The organism is Qipengyuania triglochinis, assembly GCF_054655615.1.
This window is the reverse complement of sequence record NZ_BAAHND010000001.1, coordinates 296,013-318,832: the sequence shown is the minus strand read 5'-3', so window position 1 is coordinate 318,832 and position 22,820 is coordinate 296,013. Positions and strand designations below refer to the sequence as shown.

The window sequence follows — 22,820 nt, the reverse complement described above, 5'->3', positions numbered from 1 at the left end:
AAAGCCTGAGGGACAAAGCCCCGCAGCTTACTTCTTCTTGCCAGCGATCGGCTTGGCCTTACCCTTGCGGGTACGGGCGTTGGTGTGAGTGCGCTGGCCGCGAACGGGCAAACCGGCACGGTGACGCAGGCCGCGATAAGAACGCAGGTCCATCAGACGCTTGATGTTCATCGCAGTGTCACGGCGAAGGTCACCTTCAACCATGTGCTCTTCATCGATCGTTTCGCGAATGCGCAGAACTTCCTCGTCGGAAAGATCCTGCACGCGGCGGGAGTGATCGATGCCAAGCTTGTCGGCGATCTGGACAGCCGTTGTGCGACCGATTCCGTGAATATAGGTGAGCGCGATAATAACGCGCTTGTTGGTGGGGATATTTACCCCGGCAATACGAGCCACTTAATTCTCCATGCTCCACAGGGTCGTTTGGAAGCGCGACCCCATCTCAACGCCTTCTTTCACCGATAGACACGGGCGCCTGAAGCGCAGAAAATCCGGATGGCGCGCGCAATAGCTGACACCTGCCGGATCCACCGAAACCATCGAATGAACGGCGCGCATAATAGGATTCGGCGGAGCCGTCAACCATCTGCGCGCGCAATCACGAGAGACCAAGGATATAGATCCGGCCTTCGCGATTTCAATGCCGCAACCTTATAAGGTATGACCAGTCTAGTCAAAATCCGGCAGTAACTACACTACACCGAATGCGAGCATGGCATCCGCGACCTTCCGGAAGCCTGCGATATTAGCGCCGCGGACGTAGTCGACCTGCCCATCTTCGCCTTTGCCATCTTGCACGCATTTTCGATGAATATCCTGCATGAGTTCGGTCAGCATGCGGTCGAGCTTGCCACGCTCCCAACTTACGCGTCCTGAGTTCTGGCTCATTTCCAAGCCGGAAACCGCAACTCCACCTGCGTTGGCAGCCTTGGCCGGACCAAACAGAATTCCGGCATTGCGAAAGGCGTCGGACGCCTTTGCCGTGCTGGGCATGTTCGCTCCCTCGACGACAGCCATCACATCATTCTTCAGAAGCGTCTTTGCAGCGTCCTTCCCCAGTTCATTCTGTGTGGCGCAGGGCACTGCGATATCACATTCAACGCTCCATGGCGCCTTGCCCTTGTGATACTCCGCGTTGCTGAATTGATCTGCAAATTCGGAAATGCGTCCTCTCCGCTCTAACTTGAGTGTCTTGACCCAATCCAGCTTCTCTTCGTTGATGCCGTCAGGATCATGAATGAACCCGTCACTATCGGAGAGCGTAAGGACTTTGGCTCCTTCTTCGATAAGCTTTTCGGCAGCATGAAGCGCTACGTTCCCTGAGCCGGACAACACGGCAGTTTTGTCTTTCAGCTCTTCATCGTGAGTTTCCAGCATCTCGCGCAGGAAATAGACCACGCCATACCCGGTTGCCTCTGTCCTGAGATCTGAACCACCATATTCGCTTGCCTTGCCAGTTAGCACACCTTCCCAGCGGCCGGTAAGTCTCTTGTACTGGCCGAACATATACCCGATCTCTCTCGACCCGACACCGATATCCCCCGCCGGTACGTCAGTGTCAGGGCCGATGTGACGATAGAGCTCCGACATGAAAGACTGGCAGAAGCGCATCACCTCGCGATCGGATTTTCCTTTGGGATTGAAATTAGAGCCGCCCTTCGCCCCACCCATCGGGAGACCTGTCAGGGAATTCTTGAACGTCTGTTCGAATGCGAGGAACTTGAGCACGCTTTCAGTCACGCCCTCGGAAAAGCGCAACCCACCTTTGTAAGGCCCGACCGCGTTATTGTTCTGAACACGCCAACCGCGTTCGACCCGCACGTTGCGGTCATCATCCTCCCAGCAGACGCGGAACGATACTATCCGGTCCGGTTCGGCGATCCGCCGAAGTATCTCGGCTTCATGATATTCGGAATGCTCCCGGACGAACGGGATGATGTCTCGCGCCACGTCTTCCACGGCCTGGACGAACTCTTCCTGGCCGGGATTACGTTCGCGTACGCCTGCGATGAAACTGTCTAGATCGGGGATTGTGTCTGGCAATGCGGCCTCCATGTCTTTCGACATTTACGGCTGCGCATTCCGATTGTTCACCTAACCGGAAAATATCTTCTCGCTGGTTTTACAGAGAGCAAATACTCTCTGAGCGCTCAGGCGAGAATGGAATCGATGGCGTGCGTAACTTCGTCAATTGCGCCCATACCGTCGACGCGGGCGACAATGCCGCGTTTTTCGTATCCGGGGAGGATCGGAGCGGTTTCATTGCGGTAGACCTGCATGCGATGACGCACGGTTTCTTCCGTATCATCAGGCCGGCGCTTGAACTCGGTCGACCCGCATTCATCGCATACGCCTTCGACTTTCGGCTGCTTGAAAACCTCGTGATAGCCGGCCCCGCAGTTGGCGCACGAAAAGCGGCCCGTAATACGCTCTACGAGTGCGTCTTCATTCACTTCCAGCTCGATCACATGATCAAGGTTTCGGCCATGCTTGGCCAAAATCTCATCCAGTTGATCGGCCTGCGCTGCCGTGCGCGGATAGCCATCGAAGATTGCGCCCACTTCCGGACCCATGTCCGCGAGTTTCGCATCGATCATGGCGGAAACGATATCGTCCGAAACGAGCGAACCCGAGTCCATGATGTCGGCAACCTTGCGACCGAGTTCGGTATCCGCCTTGCGGGTTTCGCGAAGCATGTCGCCGGTCGACAGCTGCATCATCCCGTGATGCTCGACCAGGCGCTGCGCCTGCGTACCCTTGCCCGCGCCCGGAGGCCCCAGAAGTATGATGTCCATCGAGAGAGGTCCCCTTCCCCGAGTGTCCTGCTTTAGCGCAGGCGGCCCTTGAGCTTGGCCTTTTTGATAAGGTCGCCATACTGGTGCGCCAGCAGGTGCGATTGAATTTGGCTTATGGTATCCACAGTCACGTTCACCACGATCAGCAGGCTGGTACCACCCAGGAAGAGCGGAACGCCAGTCTGAGCAATCATGTATTCGGGAACAACGCAGACAAAAGTCAGATAGATTGCACCGATGACCGTGATGCGCGTCAACACGTAATCGAGATAGTCTTCAGTCCGCTTGCCCGGACGGATGCCGGGGATGAAGCCGCCATTCTTCTTCAGATTGTCAGCGGTTTCTTCGGGATTGAAGACAACTGCGGTGTAGAAGAAACAGAAGAAGATGATGCCGATCGCATAGAGCGTCATGTAAAGCGGCTGTCCGTGCTGCAGGTACTGAAGCACAGTCTGGATGGTACCACCCAGCCCACTATCGGTGTCGAGCGAATTACCGGCGAACTGGGTAATCGTCAGGGGCAGGAGCAGCAAGGAGCTCGCGAAAATCGGAGGGATAACGCCCGCCGTGTTAAGCTTGAGCGGAAGGTGCGAACGGTCCGCCTGCATCATGCCACGCTGCGTGGCACGCTTCGGATACTGGACGAGCAACCGGCGCTGTGCCCGCTCGAAGAAACTGATCAGAAGGATCAGGCCGACGACCATCACGATAAAGCCGAGAAGGATACCGGTCGAGATAGACCCTTCGCTATAACCCGAGGTCATGTTGGTGACGAAGGTCGGGAACTGCGCAACAATGCCCGCCATGATGATGAGCGACACACCGTTGCCGATACCGCGACTGGTGATCTGCTCACCCAGCCAGAGGAGGAACATCGTTCCCCCGACAAGGCTGATGACCGCACCGATGCGGAACATGTAGCCCGGATCCACAACTGCAGCGATACCGCTCGAAGCACCGAAGCTCTCAAGTCCGGCAGCCAGGAACCAGCCCTGGACCGTGCAGAGCAGCACCGTCCCGTAACGGGTGTACTGGTTAAGCTTCTGCCTGCCGGCAGCGCCCTCTTTCTTGAGCGCCGCAAGGGTCGGGTGCAGCGCAGAAGCCATCTGAACCACAATCGAAGCAGTGATGTAAGGCATCACGCCGAGCGCGATAAGGCTCATGCGTTCAAGGCTGCCGCCGGTGAACATGTTGAACATGTCAATGATGCCGCCCTGGGTCTGGTCGGCAAGCTGGCTCAGCGCGCGGGCATTGATTCCCGGAAGGGGAACGAAGCTCAGGAAGCGAAAGACAATGAGCGCACCCACTGTGAACCAGATACGGTTCTTCAGCTCGGTGGCCTTGGAGAAATTGGCGAGACTGATGTTGCTCGCAAAATTATCGGCGCGTGATGCCATTGGTCGTCTTCGATCCTAGCTTGCCGCCGGCCCGTCCCGGCGTTGACCGGACAGATAGGGAGCGAGGCGACCTTTGTCGAACCCCGCTCCCCAAATTCTCGGTATTATTTGGACTTCTTGGCCTTGTTGGCTTCAGTCCGCTTGGCTTTCTTCTCGGCTTCGCTCTCGCCCTTGGCGATAACTTCAACCGATCCACCAGCCTTTTCGACCGCTTCGATGGCGCCCTTGGAGGCGCCGGCAACGACGAACTTGGCCTTGGCCTTCAGTTCACCCTTGCCGAGCAGACGGACGCCGTCCTTGCCGCCACGCGCGAGGCCAGCGGCCTTGAGCGCTGCGTGGTCGATGTCCTTGCTGCCGTCGAGCTTCTTCTCGTCGATGAACTTCTGGACCATTCCCAGGTTCACTTCGGCATAATCCTTGCCGAACGGATTGTTGAAGCCGCGCTTCGGCAGGCGCATATGAAGCGGCATCTGGCCGCCTTCGAAGCCCTTGATGGCTACGCCGGAACGGCTCTTCTGGCCCTTCTGGCCACGGCCACCGGTCTTGCCCTTGCCCGAGCCAATGCCACGGCCGACACGGATGCGCTCCTTGCGGGCGCCGGGATTGTCGCGGATGTCATTAAGTTTCATAGTCTGCACTCGCTTTCGCTTTTGTTCGCGCTGTAAAATGGAAGCGGCCCGCTATCGCAGCAGGCCGCCCCCGTCAAATTGTAATCACCGAAGATTTAGTCTTCGACGATCGCCACCAGATGCGGGACCTTGGCAACGGCACCACGAACCTCTGGGGTATCCTGGCGCTCGACGACCTTGTGCATCTTGTTCAAGCCAAGACCGATGAGGATCTTCTTCTGGCTTTCGGGACGGCGGATCGGCGAACCGATCTGCTTCAGCTTGATGATCTTGTTCTTCGCCATCTCGATTACTCCGCGATAGCCGCGGCGTCGGCTTCAGCCTCGGCCTCGGACGCACCACCGCGACCAAGCAGGTCGGCGACTTTCTTGCCGCGACGCTGAGCAACCGACTTCGGCGAAGTCTGTTCGGTCAGCGCATCGAAAGTGGCACGGATCATGTTGTAGGGGTTCGAGGTACCGACCGACTTGGTCACCACATCGGCGACGCCGAGGCTTTCAAACACGGCACGCATAGGACCACCGGCGATGATACCGGTACCCGGAGGTGCCGTACGAAGCGTGACCTTGCCCGCACCGAAACGGCCATTGCCGTCATGGTGAAGCGTGCGGCCTTCCTTGAGAGGAACGCGGATCATCTTCTTGCGCGCAGCAGCCGAAGCCTTCTGAATGGCTTCCGGCACTTCGCGGGCCTTGCCCTTGCCGAATCCGACACGGCCCGAACCGTCACCCACGACAACCAGTGCAGCGAAACCGAAGCGCTTACCGCCCTTCACCGTCTTGCTGACGCGGTTGATGTGGACGAGCTTCTCGATAATGCCGTCATCTTCTTCTTCGCGGCGGTTGTTGCGACGGTTGTCGCGGCCACCACGGCCACGGCCACCATCACGGTTGCCACCGCGACCGCCACGGCCACCACGCTCGCGCGGCTGACCTTCAGCGCCCTGGGCAGGGTCCTGATTGGCAGCAGCTTCCGAAGGAGTGTCGGCGATAGCCGGCTGTTCCTTGGTCACAGCGTGCTCGGTCTCGGCCGTAACGACCTTTTCTTCGGTGTTTTCGGTCTTGTTTTCGTCAGCCATCATCAGAACTCCAGCCCGCCTTCACGAGCGGCGTCGGCCAGCGCCTTGACGCGGCCATGGAACAGGAAGCCACCGCGGTCGAACACGACGGTGGTAACGCCGGCCTTCTTGGCAGCAGCGGCGATGTCGCTGCCAACCTGCTTGGCCGCATCGACATTGGCGCCCGAGGCCTTCCCGCCCAGCGTCGAAGCCGAAGCCACGGTCTTGCCGGCGGCATCGTCGATGATCTGTGCGTAGATATGCTTGCCGGTGCGGTGCACCGACAGGCGAGGCTTGCCACCGGCACGGCTCTTGAGAGCAGTGCGGACACGGCGACGGCGACGTTCGAAAAGAGAAAGCTTTGCCATCTTACTTCTTCTTCCCTTCCTTGCGGAAGATATACTCGCCGCGATACTTGATGCCCTTGCCCTTGTAAGGCTCGGGCTTGCGCCATCTGCGGATGTTTGCCGCAAACTGGCCCACGGCCTGCTTGTCGGTGCCACTGATCTCGACCGTCGTCTGGTCCGGGGTTTTCACCTCGATACCTTCGGGAACGTCGAGGTCGACGTCGTGCGAATAGCCGAGCTGAAGCTTCAGCTTCTTGCCCTGCGCCTGTGCACGGTAACCGACACCATTGATTTCGAGAACCTTGGTGAAGCCTTCGGTCACGCCTTCGACCAGGTTCGACACGAGAGTGCGCTGCATGCCCCAGTGATTACGGGCCTGACGCGTGTCGTTGGCCGGAGTGACGGAGATTTCGTCATTCTCGAGCTTGTACTCGACGAGATCCGAGAGACCCATCGTGAGGGTACCCTTGGGGCCCTTTACGCTGAGCGTCTCGCCGTCGATATTGGCAGTAACCCCGCTGGGGATCGCTACCGGTCTCTTGCCGATGCGGCTCATTAGAATACCTCCGCCAGCACTTCGCCGCCGACGTTTTCGGTGCGAGCTTCCGCGTCGGAAAGCACGCCCTTCGGTGTCGAGACGATGGTGATGCCGAGGCCGTTACGCACAACGGGGAGTTCTTTCGAACCCGCGTATACGCGGCGGCCAGGCTTGGAGACGCGGGCAACGTGCTTGATCGCAGGTTCGCCCTCGAAATACTTCAGTTCGATCCGCAGTGCGGCGTGCTTGCCCGAAGCATCTTCGCTGTAGCCACGGATGTAGCCTTCGCGGGTCAGCACTTCGAGAACGTTGGCACGCAGCTTGGAAGCGGGCGAAAGGACGCTGTCCTTCTTAGCCTGCTGGCCGTTGCGGATACGGGTGAGCATATCACCCAGGGGATCGGTCATAGCCATCTGTTAGTACCTCACCAGCTCGACTTGGTCAGGCCTGGAATCAGGCCCTTGTTGCCGAGGTCACGCAGTTCGATACGGTTGAGGCCGAACTTGCGGTAGTAGCCGCGGGGGCGGCCGGTGGTGGCGCAGCGATTGCGCACGCGGGTCGGGTTCGCGTTGCGGGGCAGCTCAGCCATCTTGAGGCGCGCCATCAGACGTTCGCCTTCATCGAGGCTCTCGTCGTCAGCGATAGCCTTCAGCTTCGCATACTTGTCCGCATACTGCTTAACGAGCTTCTTACGGCGCTCGTTCTTGTTGATCGAACTCAGTTTCGCCATTGGACTTAAGTTCCTTCCTTATCCTGCGATCCGGAAGCGGCTCACGCCGCCTCCTTCTCTTCCGACTTTTCAGACGGGAACGGGAAACCGAAGAGCTTGAGAAGCTCGCGAGCTTCCTCGTCGGTCTTTGCCGTGGTGGTTACGATGATATCCATGCCCCGAACCTTCTCGATCTGATCGTAGGAGATTTCGGGAAAGATGATCTGCTCTTTGAGGCCCATAGCATAGTTGCCGCGACCGTCGAACGACTTGGCGTTGAGGCCACGGAAGTCGCGGATGCGAGGCATTGCAATGGTCACGAGGCGGTCGAGAAATTCGTACATGCGCTCGCGGCGAAGGGTTACCTTCGCACCGATCGGCATGCCTTCGCGCAGCTTGAACTGTGCGATAGATTTCTTGGCCTTGGTGATAACCGGCTTCTGACCGGCGATCTTGGCCATTTCTTCCGCAGCGGTCTGAACCTTCTTCTTGTCCTGGCTGGCTTCGCCCACACCCATGTTGAGCGTGATCTTGTCGAGCCTGGGCACTTCCAGACGGTTCTTGTAACCGAACTTTTCGGTCATCGCCTTGACGATCTCATCGTCGTAGCGCTGCTTCATACGGGGGGTGTAATCAGCCATCGATGGTCTCCCCACTCTTCACGGCTACACGCACCTTCTTGCCGTCCTTTTCTTCGAAACGGACGCGGGTGGGCTTGCCATCCTTGGGATCGGCCACAGCAACCTTGCTGATCGGCATCGGCGCTTCGAAGCGATCGATACCGCCCTGCGGGTTCTGCTGGGTCGGCTTACGGTGACGGGCAGCGACGTTGACACCCTCGACAACGATCTTGCCTTCTTTGGGCATGACCTTTGCTACGGTGCCGGTCTTGCCCTTGTCCTTGCCGGACAGGACGACAACGCTGTCACCCTTCTTGATCTTAGCGGACGCCATTACAGCACCTCCGGAGCAAGCGAGATGATCTTCATGAAGCCACGGCCGCGCAGTTCGCGGACCACCGGGCCGAAGATACGGGTGCCGATCGGTTCTTCGTTCTTGTTGACGAGAACGGCGGCATTGCTGTCGAAGCGGATCACGCTGCCATCGGGGCGGCGGACGTCCTTCTTCGTACGCACGATGACAGCGCGATGGACATCGCCCTTTTTCACCTTCGTGCGTGGCTGGGCTTCCTTAACGGAAACCACGATCACGTCGCCGACGGACGCGGTACGACGCTTCGAGCCACCCAGTACCTTGATGCACTGGACGCGCTTGGCGCCGCTGTTGTCCGCGACGTCGAGATTGGATTGCATCTGGATCATCGATCCGGTTCCTTCTCTTGGCTTGCCGGGACAAATGCCCGGCAGTTCCTAAAACGTCAGTTGCCTGCGGCTTCGACTTCGAGGTCAGCCTCGACAGCCTGGGTTCCGCCTGCCGTCACCCGATCCTTGACCATCCAGGTCTTGGTTTTCGAGATCGGCTTGGTTTCTTCGATACGCACGATGTCGCCGAGCTGATACTCGTTCTTCTCATCGTGAGCATGGTACTTCTTCGAGCGGCGAATAATCTTCCCGTAAAGGGGGTGCTTCACCTTACGCTCGACGAGCACGGTAACGGTCTTGTCGGTCTTGTCGGAGGTGACGGTCCCGATCAGAATACGCTTGGGCATGGTCTACTCCTTCAAGCCTTAGCTTCAACCGAGCGCGAACGCTCGGTCTGCAGCGTCTTGATCTTGGCGATCGTGCGACGGACTTCGCGGATACGCGCCGGAGCTTCAAGCTGGTTCGTCGCGGCCTGGAAGCGCAGGTTAAATGCCTCGCGCTTAAGGCTGGTCAGTTCTTCGTCCAGCTGGTCATCGCTCTTCTGGCGCAGATCTTCGATCTTGCTCATTATTCGCCTCCGAGGTGCGAGGTGTCGCCCAGACGGGCCACGACCTTGGTCTTGACCGGCAACTTCATGGCTGCGCGGCTGAACGCTTCGGCAGCCAGCGGGCCGGCAACACCGTCGAGTTCGAACAGGATGCGGCCCGGCTTCACACGAGCAGCCCAGTATTCGACCGAACCCTTACCTTTACCCTGACGGACTTCAGCAGGCTTCTTCGAAACCGGCACGTCGGGAAAAACGCGGATCCAGAGACGGCCCTGGCGCTTGATGTGACGCGTGATCGCACGGCGAGCCGCTTCGATCTGGCGCGCGGTGATACGCTCGGGCTCGAGAGCCTTCAACCCGTAAGAGCCGAAGTTGAGCGTGGTGCCGCCCTTGGCGTTGCCATGGATCTTACCCTTGAACGCCTTGCGGTACTTGGTTTTTTTCGGTTGCAGCATGGTTCTTTCCTATACCTGCAATCAGCGAGCCGGACGGACGCCGGAGGTCTGCGATTCCATCATCAGACGGTCCTGCGCGGTCGGGTCATGGCCGAGAATTTCGCCCTTGAAGACCCAAACCTTGATGCCGATGATGCCATAAGCGGTAAGCGCTTCAGCTTCAGCGTAATCAATGTTCGCACGCAGCGTGTGCAGAGGCACGCGACCTTCGCGATACTGTTCGACACGAGCGATTTCAGCGCCACCGAGACGGCCGCCACACATGATCTTGATGCCTTCGGCACCAAGGCGCATGGCCGACTGCATGGCGCGCTTCATAGCACGACGGAATGCAACACGGCGGATCAGCTGATCGGCAATGCCCTGAGCAACGAGCTTGGCATCGACTTCCGGCTTGCGGATTTCAACGATGTTTAGCTTCACTTCGCTTTCGGTCATCTTCGAAAGCTGCGTGCGCAGCTTCTCGATGTCCGCACCTTTCTTCCCGATGATGACACCGGGACGCGCAGCATAGATCGAGATACGGCAAAGCTTTGCCGGACGTTCGATGACCACTTTCGAGATTGCTGCCTGGGCAGCGTTCTTGAGGATGTACTTGCGGATCTCGATGTCCTCGGCCAGCAGCTTGGCGTAATCACGCCCTTCGGCGTACCAGCGGCTGTCCCAGGTGCGGTTGATCTGCAGGCGCAGACCGATCGGATTGCTCTTATGGCCCATCTTACGCCTCTTCCTGCTCGCGGACGACGATCCGAAGGCGGCTGAACGGCTTCAGGATGCGTGTCGACTTGCCGCGGCCACGGGTGTGGAAACGCTTCATTGTGATCGACTTGCCTACCGAAGCCTCTGCAACGACCAATGCGTCGACATCGAGGTTGTGGTTGTTTTCCGCGTTGGCGATCGCCGAAGCGAGAACCTTCGTGGCATCCTTCGCCATCGACTTCTTGGAGAAGGCGAGGATGTTGAGGGCCTCTTCGGCCTTCTTGCCGCGGATAAGCTCGGCAACAAGGTTCAGCTTCTGCGCGGAACCACGGATGGTGGTGCCTACAGCCAGAGCCTCATTGTCGGCGACGCGACGGGGTGCTTTCTGCTTGCTCATCAGCGCTTGCCCTTCTTGTCGGCAGCGTGACCGGGGAAAGTGCGCGTAGGCGCGAATTCACCGAGCTTGTGGCCGACCATTTCTTCCGAAACAGATACGGGGATGAACTTGTGGCCGTTGTACACGTTAAACGTGAGACCGACGAACTGGGGCAGGATGGTGCTGCGGCGCGACCAGGTCTTGATCGGCTTGGTGCTGCTTGCGTCCTGCGCCTCTTCTGCCTTCTTAAGAAGGCTGAGTTCGACGAACGGACCTTTCCATACGGAACGAGCCATGTCGGATTACCTCTTCTTCTTCGCGTGGCGCGAACGGATGATCATCTTGTCCGTCTGCTTGTTGTTACGCGTACGGGCGCCCTTGGTTGGCTTACCCCACGGAGTGACCGGATGACGACCGCCCGAAGTCCGGCCTTCACCACCACCATGCGGGTGGTCGACCGGGTTCTTGGCGACACCGCGGGTCAGCGGCTTGATGCCCATCCAACGACGACGACCGGCCTTGCCCAGGTTCTGGTTCTGGTTGTCCGGGTTCGACACAGCGCCGACGGTACCCATGCAGTCAGCACGAAGGTAACGCTGTTCGCCGCTGTTGAGGCGAACGATGACCATGCCGCGGTCACGGCCGACCAGCTGTACATAGGCACCCGCCGAACGTGCGATCTGGCCGCCCTTGCCGGGCTTCATCTCGACGTTGTGGCAGATCGTACCAACCGGCATCTGGCCAAGCAGCATGGCATTGCCAGGCTTCGTATCGGTCTTCTCACCAGCCACCACCTTGTCGCCGACAGCGAGGCGCTGCGGTGCGAGGATGTAAGCCATTTCACCGTCGGCGTACTTAACGAGAGCGATGAATGCCGTGCGGTTGGGATCGTATTCGATCCGTTCCACGGTGCCTTCAACATCCCACTTGCGACGCTTGAAGTCGATGAAACGGTACTTCTGCTTGTGACCGCCGCCGATGCCACGCGAGGTGACATGACCCTTGTTATTACGGCCACCGGTTTTGCGCTTGCCTTCCGTGAGCGACTTGACGGGCTTGCCTTTATACAGACCCGACTTGTCGACGAGGATGAGGCCGCGGCGCGCGGGGCTCGTCGGTTTGTAATTCTTGAGTGCCATCAGCTCACACCTTCCGTGATGTCGATCATCGAACCCTCAGCGAGAGTGACGATCGCTTTTTTCACGTCGTTGCGCTTGTAGGGCTTACCCCGCCAGCGCTTGGTCTTGCCCTTAACGTTGATCGTGTTGACCGAAAGCACCTTGGCCTTCTGATCAGCGTAGATCGCTTCAACCGCTTCCTTGATCTGCGGCTTGGTCGCATCACCAGCAACCTTGAAGACCACCGCGTTGTACTCCGAAGCCATGGTCGACTTCTCGGTGATGTGCGGCGCAAGGATCACGTCGTAGTGACGGGCTGCGATTTCCTGCTTTTTAGCCATTGAAACGGCCCTCCAGCTTTTCGACCGCGTCCTTGGTGAGGACGAGCGTGTCGTGCTTCAGGATGTCGTAGACATTGGCGCCCATGGCGGGGAGAACATTGACGCCCGGGAGGTTACCGGCGGCCTTCTTGAAGCCGTCGTTCACGCTTTCGCCGTCGATGACGAGGACCTTACCAGCCCAGCCATTCTTGTCGAAAACACCCTTGAGCGCTTTTGTCTTGGCATCCGCGAGTTCAAGACTGTCGACGACGATAAGCCCGTCCTTAGCCTTGCTCGAGAGCGCCATCTTAAGGCCGAGAGCGCGGATCTTCTTATTCAGCGACTGCTCGAAGTCACGCTTGCGCGCACCATGAGCCTTACCACCGCCGATGAAGATCGGAGCGCCACGATCACCGTGACGAGCGCCACCCGAACCCTTCTGGCGACCAAACTTGGCACCTGTGCGGGCTACATCCGAACGCTCACGCGTAGGACGGGCGGTACCGCGACGGTTTTCGAGCTGCCATGTGACAACGCGGTGCAAAATGTCGGCGCGCGGCTCGAGACCGAACACATCATCGTTCAGCTCGATATCGCCCGACGCTTTGCCGTCGATTTTCTGGACCTTGACCTTCACGATCAGGACTCCTTGCTTTCACCGCCGGCATCACCGTCGGTGGTGGTTTCGGCATCAGCACCGGCTTCCTGCTGCTGCATCAGCTTTTCCTGCTGCTCAGCGGAGATCTCGGTGCCGACTTCATGCTCGGCTGCGCTTTCGACCAGGCCGGCATCAGCTTCCTGATGCTCGAACTCTTCGCGATTGCGATACATTACGCCAGGGAAAGGCAGATCTTCCGGCATGCGAACCTTCACGGCATCGCGAACCATCAGCCAGCCATTCTTCGCACCCGGGACCGAGCCCTTAACGAAAAGGAGGCCGCGATCAGCGTCCGTACGAACGATCTCGAGGTTCTGCTGGGTACGCTGACGGTCACCCATGTGACCAGCCATCTTCTTACCCTTGAACACGCGACCCGGATCCTGACGGTTACCCGTCGAACCATGCGAACGATGCGAGATCGACACGCCGTGGGTAGCACGCAGACCACCGAAGCCCCAGCGCTTCATAGCGCCAGCAAAACCCTTACCCTGGGTGTGCCCGGTGATATCGACCTTCTGGCCGGCAACGAAGTGTTCAGCGGAAATACGGGCACCGACCGGAAGCAAAGCTTCTTCACTGTCGACACGGAATTCCGCGACCTTCATCTTCAGCGGAACCTCGGCCTTGGCAAAGGCTTCGCGCTGCGGCTTGCTTACATTCTTTTGCTTCGCTTCGCCGGAGCCGACCTGGACGCCATAATAGCCGTCACGGTCTTCCGTGCGATTTGCGGTAACCTGGCAATCTTCCAGCGAAAGAACGGTCACAGGTACGTGCCGTCCATCCTCTTGGAAGAGGCGGGTCATCCCGACTTTCTTTGCGATCACGCCTGTGCGCATCGTCAAACTCCTCAACAGAGGCACCCAGGGCCCATCCCATAGGTGCTTGCCAACCCGATTGTGCGATGCGTGCCCCGTCCGGGCTGATTGCCACTCGCTTGAGCAGCAGACGGAGGACGCAGTCCCGGATGAACTCCGGCGGTATCCCGATTGTCTTGCGCGACCCTGAGGCCGAGCGGGGTATCGAGCACCCCTTAACTTTCCTGCGATTTAGGGTCCAGCAGGCAGACCGAAATCAAACCGATCAGGCCAGCTTGATTTCAACGTTCACGCCAGCAGCAAGATCGAGCTTCATCAGCGCGTCGACCGTCTGGGCGTTGGGCTGCACGATGTCGAGCAACCGCTTGTAGGTACGCACCTCGAACTGCTCGCGCGACTTCTTGTCGATGTGCGGGCCGCGGTTCACGGTGAACTTCTCGATACGCGTCGGCATGGGAATGGGGCCACGAATAAGAGCACCCGTGCGACGCGCGGTGTCTGCAATCTCACCAGTCGCCTGGTCGAGAACGCGATGATCGAACGCCTTGAGGCGAATGCGGATATTCTGTGCTTCCATTACCTACACCGATGCGAAAGAGCCAAGCGGATCAACGATCCGCAAACAAAAAGAAAGGCCAGCCCCGCATCGAGCCCGGTTCCCCGGTTGCGGGCGACCTTCCATGAATTCTGGTGCTGAAGAATGTCGAACCCGACGAATCTTCTGCTGTGAGCGCGCATATACGGAGAACACCGGTAGCTGACAACCCCCGAATTAGGTTCAATCGAAACAAACCCGAATTCAAGGAGATTGGCGGATACTCAAAGCCACTACGTGCGCAAAACAAAGACCCGCGCCACCAGACGGCGGCGCGGGCCCAAGTTAATCTAGCCTTGGCTTACTTCGAGATCGAAGCAACCACGCCCGAACCAACGGTACGTCCGCCTTCGCGAATTGCGAAACGAAGACCTTCGTCCATGGCGATAGGAGCAATCAACTTAACGTCGATGGTCACGTTGTCGCCAGGCATAACCATTTCGGTGCCTTCAGGAAGGATCACTTCGCCGGTTACGTCCGTGGTACGGAAGTAGAACTGCGGACGATAGTTCGCGAAGAACGGCGTGTGACGGCCGCCTTCGTCCTTCGAAAGAACGTAGACTTCAGCGCTGAACTCAGTGTGCGGCGTAACCGAACCCGGCTTCGCGAGAACCTGGCCACGTTCGACGTCTTCACGTGCAACGCCGCGGATCAGGGCACCGATGTTGTCGCCAGCTTCACCGCGATCAAGCAGCTTGCGGAACATTTCAACGCCGGTGACGGTCGTCTTGCTGGTATCCTTGATACCAACGATTTCAACTTCGTCGCCAACGTTCACAACGCCGGTTTCGACACGGCCGGTGACAACCGTACCGCGACCCGAGATCGAGAACACGTCTTCGATCGGCATCAGGAAGTCCTTGTCGACCGGACGATCCGGAGTTGGGATGTAGCTGTCGACAGCGTCCATCAGTTCCTTGATGGAGTTTTCACCGATCGCTTCATCACGACCTTCGAGAGCGGCGAGAGCCGAACCCTTGATGATCGGAATATCATCGCCCGGGAAGTCGTACGAGCTCAGCAGTTCGCGGATTTCGAGTTCAACGAGTTCGAGGATTTCTTCGTCGTCGACCTGGTCGACCTTGTTCATGTAAACAACCAGGGCTGGAACGCCGACCTGACGAGCAAGCAGGATGTGCTCGCGGGTCTGCGGCATCGGGCCGTCAGCTGCGTTCACAACCAAGATTGCGCCGTCCATCTGCGCCGCGCCGGTGATCATGTTCTTGACATAGTCGGCGTGGCCCGGGCAGTCGACGTGCGCGTAGTGACGTGCGTCGGTTTCATACTCGACGTGGGCAGTCGAGATGGTGATGCCGCGCTCACGCTCTTCGGGCGCCTTGTCGATGTTTGCGAAGTCGACGGCCGAACCCTGAACCTTGGTGATAGCCGCGGTCAGCGTGGTCTTACCGTGGTCAACGTGACCGATGGTGCCGACGTTCACGTGCGGCTTATTACGCTCGAATTTTTCCTTCGCCATTTTCCAATAACCTCTAATCTGAAAGTGAATTTCTGCGGGTTGGAAACGGCGCCCGCGGAATCAGGCGCCGCCCCTAGACGGAGAAGCTGCCTTACGCAAGCTTCTCCTTGACTTCCTGTGCCACGTTCGCCGGAACTTCGTCGTAATGGCTGAACTGCATGCTGTACTGTGCACGGCCCTGAGTGAACGAGCGGAGCTCATTCACGTAACCGAACATGTTGGCCAGCGGTACGTTGGCTTCAACAGCCTGTGCGTTGCCGCGGCTGTCCGTGCCCTGGATCTGACCACGGCGTGAGTTGAGATCGCCGATCACATCGCCGAGGTAATCCTCCGGCGTAACGACTTCGACCTTCATGATCGGCTCGAGCAATTTGATACCCGAACGATCAGCCACTTCGCGCATCGCACCGCGGCCGGCGATTTCGAACGCGATCGCGCTCGAGTCGACGTCATGGTACGCACCGTCATAAAGCTCGACGGTGAAGTCGATGATCGGGAAGCCTACGAGATGGCCACTCTCGGCCTGCTCGCGGAAGCCCTTCTCAATGGCAGGAATGTATTCCTTCGGAATGTTACCGCCCTTGATGCTGTCTTCGAACACGAAGCCCTGACCACGCTCACCAGGCGTGACCTTAACCTTCACGCGACCGAACTGGCCTGAACCACCCGACTGTTTCTTGTGGGTATAATCCACATCAACCGGCTTGCCGAGGTATTCGCGATAAGCAACCTGCGGTGCGCCGACATTGGCTTCCACCTTGAACTCGCGCTTCATACGATCAACCAAGATGTCGAGGTGAAGCTCACCCATACCCTTGATGATCGTCTGACCGGATTCGTGATCGGTGGTCACGCGGAAGCTCGGATCTTCGGCGGCCAGGCGATTGAGCGCCACGCCCATCTTTTCCTGGTCGGCCTTGGTCTTCGGTTCAACCGAAAGTTCGATTACCGGCTCGGGGAACTCCATACGCTCGAGAATGATCGGAGCGCTAGGCGCACACAGCGTGTCGCCGGTGGTGGTTTCCTTAAGCCCTGCAATAGCGACGATGTCGCCAGCGAATGCCTCGTCGATGTCCTCGCGATTGTTCGAGTGCATCAGCAGCATACGGCCGATCTTTTCCTTCTTGTCCTTCACCGAGTTCAGGACACTGCCCTTGGACAGCTGGCCCGAATAGATACGGGTGAATGTGAGCGAACCGACGAACGGATCATTCATGATCTTGAAGGCGAGAGCGGAGAACGGAACATCATCCGAAGAAGGACGGGTCTGTTCTTCATCACTGTCAGGCAGGACGCCTTTGATGGCCGGAACGTCGAGCGGCGACGGCATGTAGTCGACAACCGCGTCAAGCAGGGGCTGAACACCCTTGTTCTTGAAGGCTGAGCCACAAAGCACGGGCACGAAGTCGCGCGCCATTGTGCCTTTGCGGATCAGCTTCTTGAGCGTCGCCGCGTCAGGCTCGTGACCTTCGAGATACTGCTCCATCACATCGTCGTCTTGCTCGACGACGGTTTCAATTAGCTTCTCGCGGTATTCGGCCGCCTTGTCAGCGAGGTCGGCCGGGATTTCGACGAACTCGTACTTCGCGCCGAGATCTTCGTTCTGCCAAACGATGCCGCGGTTATTGACGAGGTCGACAACACCCTGAAGGTCGCTTTCCGCGCCAATCGGAAGGTACAGAACCAGCGGGTTCGCACCAAGGCGGTCGATGATCGACTGAACGCAATAATAGAAGTCTGCACCGGTACGGTCGAGCTTATTAACGAAGCACATCCGCGGAACGCCGTACTTGTCAGCTTGACGCCATACGGTTTCGGACTGGGGTTCGACGCCGGCGACGCCGTCGAAGACGGCGACCGCACCGTCAAGCACGCGTAGCGAGCGTTCGACTTCGATGGTGAAGTCGACGTGGCCGGGGGTGTCGATGATGTTGATGCGGTGCTTGGGCATGCCCTCACGCAGGTCTTCGGGAGCGCCCATCGGGTCCTTGGTCGCGTCTTCCGCGGTCCAGAACGTGGTGGTGGCAGCCGACGTGATGGTGATGCCGCGTTCCTGCTCCTGCTCCATCCAGTCCATGGTAGCGGCGCCGTCGTGGACTTCGCCGATCTTGTAGGACTTGCCGGTGTAGTAGAGGATGCGTTCGGTCGTGGTGGTCTTGCCGGCATCGATGTGCGCCATGATGCCGATGTTGCGGTACCGCTCCAGCGGATATTCGCGAGCCATAGGGAGTTCCTCGTAAGTCGGGGGTGAGCCAGGTCCACCCCCATGTAGGGATTAATGCGACAGTTTCGAGGCCGGGAGTAACCCCCGGCCCCATCCCTGCCCCGCTTTACCAGCGATAGTGCGAGAAGGCGCGGTTCGCGTCCGCCATGCGGTGCGTGTCTTCGCGCTTCTTGACGGCGTTGCCGCGGTTGTTCGAGGCATCCATCAGCTCGCCCGACAGGCGTGCTGCCATGGTGGTTTCCGGACGGCCGCGCGCAGCCGTGATCAGCCAGCGGATAGCCAGCGCCTGGGCACGCTCGGGACGCACTTCGACAGGCACCTGATAGGTCGCACCACCGACACGGCGGCTGCGGACTTCGACCTGCGGCTTGATGTTTTCGAGCGCTGCGTGGAACAGCTCGACCGGGTTCGCCTTGGCCTTTGCTTCGACAGTGTCGAGCGCGGTGTAGACGATACCTTCGGCAACGGCCTTCTTGCCGTCATACATCAGGTTGTTCATGAACTTGGACAGGACCTGATCGTTGAACTTGGGATCAGGCAGGATTTCCCGCTTCTCGGGACGACGACGACGTGACATGGCACGAATTCCTTCTTTTGCCCGGCGGCCTTGCTGTTCGTCATTCCCGCGAAAGCGGGAAGCCAGCGAGGACCGGGTAAATTCCTAAAAGCCTTGAGGACCGGATCCCCGATAAAATCGCGCAAGGCAATTTTTCGAGGATGACCTGCCCCCCGGACAGATCACTTCGGACGCTTGGCGCCGTACTTCGAGCGCGACTGCTTGCGATCCTTCACGCCCTGCGTATCGAGCACGCCGCGAAGGACGTGGTAGCGAACGCCGGGAAGGTCGCGAACACGGCCGCCGCGGATAAGCACAACGCTGTGCTCCTGCAGGTTGTGGCCTTCGCCCGGGATGTAGGAGATGACTTCGCGCTGGTTGGTCAGGCGAACCTTGGCAACCTTACGCAGAGCCGAGTTCGGCTTCTTCGGAGTCGTCGTGTAGACGCGGGTGCAAACGCCACGCTTCTGCGGGTTCTGCTCCATCGCAGGGACCTTGCTCTTGGCCTTCTGCGGAACGCGGCCCTTGCGGACCAGCTGGTTGATTGTCGGCATATGAGTTCTTTCTCTTCACCGTGTGAAGGTGACGACTAGCGGGTGACTGGTGATGCGATCGGGTTCGTGCAGCCATGGCGCGCGCGGCACTGGAAGCACCGGGGCGGCCTGTTCGCACGAGCCTGAAACGCTCCACCCATCGGCCCACACGGCCACCGGGTTACTTTGACGGCTGCCCCGCAGTTCCCCCAGCGTCATTCCCGCGAAAGCGGGAACCCGGCAAAGCGAAACCTCAATAGAAAAGAGCCTTGTCGCATAAGCGAAAGGCCCCGGGACTGACCGGCAATGTTCAGCTCTATCTGCCCGATGCGGGATAAATCCTGCACCGGATGGGCGCGCATTTACTGTCGGAATCGGGATCGGTCAAGTACCGGACACCTCCGGAACACGGCCGGAGCCCACAGGGAGCGTGCCCGGAACGCCGGGCAACATGCTCCGAACGCCCCGCCCAGACAACCCGTTCAGGCGGCCAGTTCAGGCAGCAGGGTCCGCGCCGGGGTCCGACATCTGGCGCAAGTGCTCGGTTACCGCAAGATCGAGATCGCTATAGGTTTTCCCGCCGACAGTGTATTCGCCATCGGCATTGGTCTCGCCCGCAGGCGTGGCCCCGCCCTCGCCCGGCTGCCCCGTCTCTTCGGGAAGAGCTTCGTCAGCCATGGGTTTGCCAGCAAGCGCTTCGCCATCGGGCGCGGAATGATCGCCGGCGTAGGTGCCATAGATGATGGTCTGCGGCCCCTCGCCGGCCCGCGCCTCGTCCGCCATGCGCATTTCGCGCAGGTTACGCACGCGCTCGGCATATTCGGCGACCTTGGCGAAGTGATCGTCATCCTCGCCCGCATCGCTGCCACCGCGGGCGCTGGCCCGCATCACCGCGACCTGATGTGCGTGGAGAAGTTCGTTGAGGTCCATGGGTGATCCTTTGCTGGAGCGTGCGGGTGGTGGAAAATGGGAAAGGCGTGTCGGGCGCGCGCGGTCAGTCAGCCCGGCTGCTGGCGCGCCTGGTTGCGTTTCTCGCTTTCCTGCAGCTCCGACAGGTCCTGTTCCTGCTGGCACATATTGGTGGCGCACGGCCCGCCGCCTTCGGAAGGCCGCGTGTCATAGCTGAAGCGCTGGCCATGCTGCGGCTCGGCGGCCTGCTGCTGGTGCTTGAGATCAGTTTTCTGGAACCGCAACGCCGCCCCGCCCTGCTCGGGCTGGATCATGCCGCTGCCGGTTTCGCTGTCATAGCTGTCGATGGTGCCGATACGCGTCATGGGACTGGTCCTTCTCTTTCGCGCAGGCGCCCATCAGCGACCGCTTGTGCGCGGAGGCTAGAAGGCGAAAAAGAAAGAGGGGGAGGCAACTGGCCTCCGAGACCGTCGATCGCGACTGGTAGCTGGTTACGAGATGGGGAGAATTGGGGGGAATGCAAGGTGACGGGATTTGCAGACGCAGGTGGTCCGACCAATGATCCAAAGTGACCACCTAGATCACGCTGCCTACTATGAATTACATAGTTCAATGAGTGGAGTAGAGTTCAGAACGAAAAAGATATGGCCGGGCTTTTCACGTCCCAAAAAATGCTACGATATTGACACTTGAACCAAAAGTATGGCTGATCCCTCTTCAGGGGGAAACATGCGGCTTATTCAACGAATTGAGATAAATTATTTTCGTTCGCTATACACGGCGAACTTCAATCGAGTTGGAGATTTGAACGTCGTATTTGGGAGGAACGACAGCGGCAAATCAAACTTTCTCCGAGCTTTGAATCTTTTCTTTAATGACGAGATTGAACCAGACCAAGAACTCGATTTTAATCTCGATATCTCAGATGCACGAAAGGTTGCAGCGAGACAGGCTAAGGGGCGCCAATTCATATGGATAAAAATTACATTTAAGGTTCCCGAAAATTACTCCTCGGTTTTAGGCGAGGAAGTAACGGTAAAACGCCAATGGAACCGAGATGGAGAAATGAATGAAACAGTATTTCCACATCTCGCAACGAGCGCTCAGCGAGCTCGTCTGACCCGTTTTTTAAACGACATTGATTTTACTTATATTCCGGCAATTAAGGATCTGGAGGTATTCGCTGATTTAATCGAGCGGATGTACGAAGCTGCTGCAGAAAGCGTGGCCATACAAGGCGCTACTCAGCGTTTTGTAGACGCAATTGGAAAGAGAACTAGGCCCCTGTCTGAACAGCTCAGTGAAATGTTCGAGGGTCCAGCTCGCCTCGCCGCGCCGGCTCATATGGCCAGTCTTTTTAGAAACTTAGATTTCTCGCACGGAGACGACAACCATTCTCTCTTGAGGCAAAAGGGTGATGGAATCAAAGCTCGTCACATTCCTGAGATGCTGCGCTTCATTAACGACATCGAAGCCAGACCGAAATTGTATTTGTGGGGTTTCGAAGAACCTGAAAACTCATTGGACCTCAAATCAGCAGAAATAGAGGCAGATCGTTTCGCTTCCTTTTCAAGCAGAGATGACACGCAGGTGTTTATCACGAGCCATTCTCCTGCCTTTTATCTAGCTGAAAACGAAAACGCCGAAGTACAAAGATACTTCATTGCCAAACAAACTGTAACTGATGGAAATGCTGATCCGAATAACGCTGCGAGTGAAATTGGCAGTATAGAGCAAGCAGAGGCAAAGATGGAAAATGCAGGGCTGCTGCAACTGCCTTTCCTCATCCGACGATCAAAGCAGTTCCAAGACCAACTCGCCCAATTCAAAGATCAAGCGGAAACGCTACGAGATTTTGTTGCTGACCTTGAGCGGCCCGCTTTGTTGGTCGAAGGGAAGCACGATATTAGTATGTTCGAAGACGCGATCACCGAATTAGTTGATGATAATAATATCGAGATCAGAGACCTTGGAGGCGCGCCGGAGAATGTAGACGGTATTATCGCGGCTGTGATGCAATGCGGTGGTCTACAACCAAATCAACGCACCTATTTCCTGTTTGATAATGACAAACCTGGGCGGACAGCATTTTCTAGACTTTCTAATCATCAACACCCGCACCAGCAAAAAGAATTCGGAGAAGGCAAGTTTGCTCGATGTCTTCCGATGACCGACGAGTTCATTCTTTTTTTGGATCGCTACGGTATTAGGCGGAACCAAGCATTTTTTACCGCTGAATTTCTCTACAATGCCGAGGAATCTGCCGACCTATGCAGCGAATTAATTGCAGGCAGAGAGGGTGAAGAGGAAATCGATGACTGGCTTCACAATGTAAACGGTCAGTACTTTGGTGCTATCGGTCAGAGGCCCTATCAGCGCCTTTTGACGGCCGATAGAGGGACCCCTGACTGGCTATTCGCAAGAGGTATTCCCGGGCCTATAAAGCAAGCTTTTTCAGAGCAAGCAGTGGAGAGAGGAATAACCAGCCCTCTTATCGACGAAATTACTTTAGCGATTGCGCAGGCCTTATTGCCGGAAAACATCTAAAAACAATTTTCCTACACGTCATTGCGAGCGTAGCGACGCAATCCATGGAATGGCGGCTTTGGCCATTGCGGCGGTGCGTCGGGCGGTAACCTGACGTCCATGGATTGCCGCGGAGCCTTCGGCTCCTCGCAATGACGTGGAGGGCATGTGTGCGGTGGCCTGACCAGTGTGGATTGTCCTTCGGACAGCAGCGC

32 protein-coding genes are annotated in these 22,820 nt (G+C 58.0%); 1 reads left to right on the top strand and 31 read right to left on the bottom strand.

Annotated features, from left to right (window positions below; genetic code table 11):
* Positions 1 to 27 precede the first annotated feature (27 nt).
* The 31 genes from rpsM to ACYQ0G_RS01525 all read right to left on the bottom strand — a co-directional run bounded on the left by rpsM (position 28) and on the right by ACYQ0G_RS01525 (position 20,444).
* Positions 28 to 396: a 30S ribosomal protein S13 gene (gene rpsM, locus ACYQ0G_RS01675; protein ID WP_460098589.1), complete on the bottom strand. Its 369-nt coding sequence runs from the start codon at positions 394 to 396 to the stop codon at positions 28 to 30.
* A 294-nt stretch (positions 397 to 690) separates the two neighbouring features.
* The gene (gdhA, locus tag ACYQ0G_RS01670; RefSeq protein ID WP_460100572.1) at positions 691 to 2,055 is read right to left on the bottom strand and encodes an NADP-specific glutamate dehydrogenase; all 1,365 of its coding nucleotides are present in this window, start codon (positions 2,053 to 2,055) and stop codon (positions 691 to 693) included.
* A 95-nt stretch (positions 2,056 to 2,150) separates the two neighbouring features.
* Positions 2,151 to 2,795, bottom strand: a complete 645-nt coding sequence (locus ACYQ0G_RS01665) for an adenylate kinase (RefSeq protein ID WP_460098587.1) — start codon at positions 2,793 to 2,795, stop codon at positions 2,151 to 2,153.
* 32 nt (positions 2,796 to 2,827) lie between these two features.
* Positions 2,828 to 4,192 carry a preprotein translocase subunit SecY gene (secY, locus tag ACYQ0G_RS01660; RefSeq protein WP_460098585.1) on the bottom strand — a complete coding sequence of 455 codons (1,365 nt, stop codon included), beginning with the start codon at positions 4,190 to 4,192 and terminating at the stop codon, positions 2,828 to 2,830.
* Positions 4,193 to 4,296: 104 nt separating this feature from the next.
* Positions 4,297 to 4,821: a 50S ribosomal protein L15 gene (gene rplO / locus ACYQ0G_RS01655; protein WP_460098583.1), complete on the bottom strand. Its 525-nt coding sequence runs from the start codon at positions 4,819 to 4,821 to the stop codon at positions 4,297 to 4,299.
* A gap of 95 nt (positions 4,822 to 4,916) precedes the next feature.
* On the bottom strand, positions 4,917 to 5,105 hold the full coding sequence (rpmD, locus tag ACYQ0G_RS01650; RefSeq protein ID WP_460098582.1) for a 50S ribosomal protein L30: 189 nt from the start codon (positions 5,103 to 5,105) through the stop codon (positions 4,917 to 4,919).
* A gap of 5 nt (positions 5,106 to 5,110) precedes the next feature.
* Positions 5,111 to 5,902 carry a 30S ribosomal protein S5 gene (gene rpsE, locus ACYQ0G_RS01645; protein WP_460098580.1) on the bottom strand — a complete coding sequence of 264 codons (792 nt, stop codon included), beginning with the start codon at positions 5,900 to 5,902 and terminating at the stop codon, positions 5,111 to 5,113.
* The gene (rplR, locus tag ACYQ0G_RS01640; protein WP_221541758.1) at positions 5,902 to 6,246 is read right to left on the bottom strand and encodes a 50S ribosomal protein L18; all 345 of its coding nucleotides are present in this window, start codon (positions 6,244 to 6,246) and stop codon (positions 5,902 to 5,904) included. The genes rpsE and rplR overlap by 1 nt, the downstream gene beginning before the upstream one ends.
* Position 6,247: 1 nt before the next feature.
* Positions 6,248 to 6,781 carry a 50S ribosomal protein L6 gene (rplF, locus tag ACYQ0G_RS01635; protein WP_460098578.1) on the bottom strand — a complete coding sequence of 178 codons (534 nt, stop codon included), beginning with the start codon at positions 6,779 to 6,781 and terminating at the stop codon, positions 6,248 to 6,250.
* Positions 6,781 to 7,176, bottom strand: coding sequence for a 30S ribosomal protein S8 (rpsH, locus tag ACYQ0G_RS01630; protein WP_460098576.1), 396 nt, complete (start codon positions 7,174 to 7,176; stop codon positions 6,781 to 6,783). Before rpsH ends, rplF begins: the two co-directional genes overlap by 1 nt.
* Positions 7,177 to 7,187: 11 nt before the next feature.
* Positions 7,188 to 7,493, bottom strand: coding sequence for a 30S ribosomal protein S14 (rpsN, locus tag ACYQ0G_RS01625; RefSeq protein ID WP_460098574.1), 306 nt, complete (start codon positions 7,491 to 7,493; stop codon positions 7,188 to 7,190).
* 41 nt (positions 7,494 to 7,534) lie between these two features.
* The gene (gene rplE / locus ACYQ0G_RS01620) at positions 7,535 to 8,113 is read right to left on the bottom strand and encodes a 50S ribosomal protein L5 (protein WP_460098572.1); all 579 of its coding nucleotides are present in this window, start codon (positions 8,111 to 8,113) and stop codon (positions 7,535 to 7,537) included.
* Positions 8,106 to 8,426: a 50S ribosomal protein L24 gene (gene rplX, locus ACYQ0G_RS01615; protein ID WP_305932912.1), complete on the bottom strand. Its 321-nt coding sequence runs from the start codon at positions 8,424 to 8,426 to the stop codon at positions 8,106 to 8,108. Before rplX ends, rplE begins: the two co-directional genes overlap by 8 nt.
* On the bottom strand, positions 8,426 to 8,794 hold the full coding sequence (gene rplN / locus ACYQ0G_RS01610; RefSeq protein ID WP_006831888.1) for a 50S ribosomal protein L14: 369 nt from the start codon (positions 8,792 to 8,794) through the stop codon (positions 8,426 to 8,428). Before rplN ends, rplX begins: the two co-directional genes overlap by 1 nt.
* Positions 8,795 to 8,850: 56 nt before the next feature.
* Positions 8,851 to 9,141, bottom strand: coding sequence for a 30S ribosomal protein S17 (rpsQ, locus tag ACYQ0G_RS01605; RefSeq protein ID WP_460098570.1), 291 nt, complete (start codon positions 9,139 to 9,141; stop codon positions 8,851 to 8,853).
* Between the two features lie 11 nt (positions 9,142 to 9,152).
* The gene (gene rpmC / locus ACYQ0G_RS01600) at positions 9,153 to 9,362 is read right to left on the bottom strand and encodes a 50S ribosomal protein L29 (protein WP_460098568.1); all 210 of its coding nucleotides are present in this window, start codon (positions 9,360 to 9,362) and stop codon (positions 9,153 to 9,155) included.
* Entirely contained in the window at positions 9,362 to 9,796 is a 435-nt protein-coding gene (rplP, locus tag ACYQ0G_RS01595) for a 50S ribosomal protein L16 (protein WP_040963569.1), read from the bottom strand. Before rplP ends, rpmC begins: the two co-directional genes overlap by 1 nt.
* Positions 9,797 to 9,817: 21 nt before the next feature.
* Entirely contained in the window at positions 9,818 to 10,513 is a 696-nt protein-coding gene (gene rpsC, locus ACYQ0G_RS01590) for a 30S ribosomal protein S3 (protein WP_460098566.1), read from the bottom strand.
* A 1-nt stretch (position 10,514) separates the two neighbouring features.
* Positions 10,515 to 10,892 carry a 50S ribosomal protein L22 gene (gene rplV / locus ACYQ0G_RS01585; protein WP_160728630.1) on the bottom strand — a complete coding sequence of 126 codons (378 nt, stop codon included), beginning with the start codon at positions 10,890 to 10,892 and terminating at the stop codon, positions 10,515 to 10,517.
* Complete coding sequence (gene rpsS, locus ACYQ0G_RS01580) at positions 10,892 to 11,167, bottom strand: 30S ribosomal protein S19 (RefSeq protein WP_221539097.1); 276 nt, start codon at positions 11,165 to 11,167, stop codon at positions 10,892 to 10,894. Before rpsS ends, rplV begins: the two co-directional genes overlap by 1 nt.
* Positions 11,168 to 11,173: 6 nt before the next feature.
* On the bottom strand, positions 11,174 to 12,010 hold the full coding sequence (rplB, locus tag ACYQ0G_RS01575; RefSeq protein WP_460098563.1) for a 50S ribosomal protein L2: 837 nt from the start codon (positions 12,008 to 12,010) through the stop codon (positions 11,174 to 11,176).
* Positions 12,010 to 12,330 carry a 50S ribosomal protein L23 gene (locus ACYQ0G_RS01570; protein WP_460098561.1) on the bottom strand — a complete coding sequence of 107 codons (321 nt, stop codon included), beginning with the start codon at positions 12,328 to 12,330 and terminating at the stop codon, positions 12,010 to 12,012. The genes rplB and ACYQ0G_RS01570 overlap by 1 nt, the downstream gene beginning before the upstream one ends.
* Positions 12,323 to 12,946, bottom strand: coding sequence for a 50S ribosomal protein L4 (rplD, locus tag ACYQ0G_RS01565; RefSeq protein ID WP_460098559.1), 624 nt, complete (start codon positions 12,944 to 12,946; stop codon positions 12,323 to 12,325). Before rplD ends, ACYQ0G_RS01570 begins: the two co-directional genes overlap by 8 nt.
* Before the next feature lie 2 nt (positions 12,947 to 12,948).
* Entirely contained in the window at positions 12,949 to 13,806 is an 858-nt protein-coding gene (gene rplC, locus ACYQ0G_RS01560; RefSeq protein ID WP_460098557.1) for a 50S ribosomal protein L3, read from the bottom strand.
* Positions 13,807 to 14,050: 244 nt separating this feature from the next.
* Positions 14,051 to 14,362, bottom strand: coding sequence for a 30S ribosomal protein S10 (gene rpsJ, locus ACYQ0G_RS01555; RefSeq protein ID WP_006831877.1), 312 nt, complete (start codon positions 14,360 to 14,362; stop codon positions 14,051 to 14,053).
* Between the two features lie 319 nt (positions 14,363 to 14,681).
* On the bottom strand, positions 14,682 to 15,857 hold the full coding sequence (gene tuf / locus ACYQ0G_RS01550) for an elongation factor Tu (protein ID WP_460098555.1): 1,176 nt from the start codon (positions 15,855 to 15,857) through the stop codon (positions 14,682 to 14,684).
* Positions 15,858 to 15,948: 91 nt separating this feature from the next.
* Complete coding sequence (gene fusA / locus ACYQ0G_RS01545; RefSeq protein WP_460098553.1) at positions 15,949 to 18,081, bottom strand: elongation factor G; 2,133 nt, start codon at positions 18,079 to 18,081, stop codon at positions 15,949 to 15,951.
* A gap of 106 nt (positions 18,082 to 18,187) precedes the next feature.
* The gene (rpsG, locus tag ACYQ0G_RS01540) at positions 18,188 to 18,658 is read right to left on the bottom strand and encodes a 30S ribosomal protein S7 (RefSeq protein WP_460098551.1); all 471 of its coding nucleotides are present in this window, start codon (positions 18,656 to 18,658) and stop codon (positions 18,188 to 18,190) included.
* Between the two features lie 161 nt (positions 18,659 to 18,819).
* Entirely contained in the window at positions 18,820 to 19,191 is a 372-nt protein-coding gene (rpsL, locus tag ACYQ0G_RS01535) for a 30S ribosomal protein S12 (RefSeq protein ID WP_006831873.1), read from the bottom strand.
* Between the two features lie 474 nt (positions 19,192 to 19,665).
* Positions 19,666 to 20,100, bottom strand: coding sequence for a hypothetical protein (locus ACYQ0G_RS01530; RefSeq protein ID WP_460098548.1), 435 nt, complete (start codon positions 20,098 to 20,100; stop codon positions 19,666 to 19,668).
* Between the two features lie 68 nt (positions 20,101 to 20,168).
* A complete protein-coding gene (locus ACYQ0G_RS01525) occupies positions 20,169 to 20,444 on the bottom strand; it encodes a cold-shock protein (protein ID WP_460098547.1) in 276 nt (91 codons plus the stop codon).
* Between the two features lie 337 nt (positions 20,445 to 20,781).
* On the opposite strand from ACYQ0G_RS01525, the gene ACYQ0G_RS01520 reads away from it, so the two are divergent.
* The gene (locus ACYQ0G_RS01520) at positions 20,782 to 22,626 is read left to right on the top strand and encodes an ATP-dependent nuclease (protein WP_460098545.1); all 1,845 of its coding nucleotides are present in this window, start codon (positions 20,782 to 20,784) and stop codon (positions 22,624 to 22,626) included.
* Positions 22,627 to 22,820: the final 194 nt, after the last annotated feature.

Bases quoted from the DNA above. Each gene is read 5' to 3' on its own strand.
- ACYQ0G_RS01520 (WP_460098545.1), top strand. From the start codon at position 20,782: ATGGCTGATCCCTCTTCAGGGGGAAACATGCGGCTTATTCAACGAATT.
- rplR (WP_221541758.1), bottom strand. From the start codon at position 6,246: ATGGCAAAGCTTTCTCTTTTCGAACGTCGCCGTCGCCGTGTCCGCACT.
- fusA (WP_460098553.1), bottom strand. From the start codon at position 18,081: ATGGCTCGCGAATATCCGCTGGAGCGGTACCGCAACATCGGCATCATG.
- ACYQ0G_RS01530 (WP_460098548.1), bottom strand. From the start codon at position 20,100: ATGGACCTCAACGAACTTCTCCACGCACATCAGGTCGCGGTGATGCGG.
- rplX (WP_305932912.1), bottom strand. From the start codon at position 8,426: ATGGCGTCCGCTAAGATCAAGAAGGGTGACAGCGTTGTCGTCCTGTCC.
- ACYQ0G_RS01665 (WP_460098587.1), bottom strand. From the start codon at position 2,795: ATGGACATCATACTTCTGGGGCCTCCGGGCGCGGGCAAGGGTACGCAG.
- rpsL (WP_006831873.1), bottom strand. From the start codon at position 19,191: ATGCCGACAATCAACCAGCTGGTCCGCAAGGGCCGCGTTCCGCAGAAG.
- rpsC (WP_460098566.1), bottom strand. From the start codon at position 10,513: ATGGGCCATAAGAGCAATCCGATCGGTCTGCGCCTGCAGATCAACCGC.
- ACYQ0G_RS01525 (WP_460098547.1), bottom strand. From the start codon at position 20,444: ATGACGCGTATCGGCACCATCGACAGCTATGACAGCGAAACCGGCAGC.
- tuf (WP_460098555.1), bottom strand. From the start codon at position 15,857: ATGGCGAAGGAAAAATTCGAGCGTAATAAGCCGCACGTGAACGTCGGC.
- rplO (WP_460098583.1), bottom strand. From the start codon at position 4,821: ATGAAACTTAATGACATCCGCGACAATCCCGGCGCCCGCAAGGAGCGC.
- rpsQ (WP_460098570.1), bottom strand. From the start codon at position 9,141: ATGCCCAAGCGTATTCTGATCGGGACCGTCACCTCCGACAAGACCGAC.
- rpsJ (WP_006831877.1), bottom strand. From the start codon at position 14,362: ATGGAAGCACAGAATATCCGCATTCGCCTCAAGGCGTTCGATCATCGC.
- rplC (WP_460098557.1), bottom strand. From the start codon at position 13,806: ATGCGCACAGGCGTGATCGCAAAGAAAGTCGGGATGACCCGCCTCTTC.
- rplN (WP_006831888.1), bottom strand. From the start codon at position 8,794: ATGATCCAGATGCAATCCAATCTCGACGTCGCGGACAACAGCGGCGCC.
- rpmC (WP_460098568.1), bottom strand. From the start codon at position 9,362: ATGAGCAAGATCGAAGATCTGCGCCAGAAGAGCGATGACCAGCTGGAC.
- rplV (WP_160728630.1), bottom strand. From the start codon at position 10,892: ATGAGCAAGCAGAAAGCACCCCGTCGCGTCGCCGACAATGAGGCTCTG.
- rplE (WP_460098572.1), bottom strand. From the start codon at position 8,113: ATGGCTGATTACACCCCCCGTATGAAGCAGCGCTACGACGATGAGATC.
- secY (WP_460098585.1), bottom strand. From the start codon at position 4,192: ATGGCATCACGCGCCGATAATTTTGCGAGCAACATCAGTCTCGCCAAT.
- rpsS (WP_221539097.1), bottom strand. From the start codon at position 11,167: ATGGCTCGTTCCGTATGGAAAGGTCCGTTCGTCGAACTCAGCCTTCTT.
- gdhA (WP_460100572.1), bottom strand. From the start codon at position 2,055: ATGGAGGCCGCATTGCCAGACACAATCCCCGATCTAGACAGTTTCATC.
- rpsG (WP_460098551.1), bottom strand. From the start codon at position 18,658: ATGTCACGTCGTCGTCGTCCCGAGAAGCGGGAAATCCTGCCTGATCCC.
- rpmD (WP_460098582.1), bottom strand. From the start codon at position 5,105: ATGGCGAAGAACAAGATCATCAAGCTGAAGCAGATCGGTTCGCCGATC.
- rplB (WP_460098563.1), bottom strand. From the start codon at position 12,010: ATGGCACTCAAGAATTACAAACCGACGAGCCCCGCGCGCCGCGGCCTC.
- rplF (WP_460098578.1), bottom strand. From the start codon at position 6,781: ATGAGCCGCATCGGCAAGAGACCGGTAGCGATCCCCAGCGGGGTTACT.
- rpsE (WP_460098580.1), bottom strand. From the start codon at position 5,902: ATGATGGCTGACGAAAACAAGACCGAAAACACCGAAGAAAAGGTCGTT.
- rplP (WP_040963569.1), bottom strand. From the start codon at position 9,796: ATGCTGCAACCGAAAAAAACCAAGTACCGCAAGGCGTTCAAGGGTAAG.
- ACYQ0G_RS01570 (WP_460098561.1), bottom strand. From the start codon at position 12,330: ATGGCTAAAAAGCAGGAAATCGCAGCCCGTCACTACGACGTGATCCTT.
- rpsN (WP_460098574.1), bottom strand. From the start codon at position 7,493: ATGGCGAAACTGAGTTCGATCAACAAGAACGAGCGCCGTAAGAAGCTC.
- rpsH (WP_460098576.1), bottom strand. From the start codon at position 7,176: ATGGCTATGACCGATCCCCTGGGTGATATGCTCACCCGTATCCGCAAC.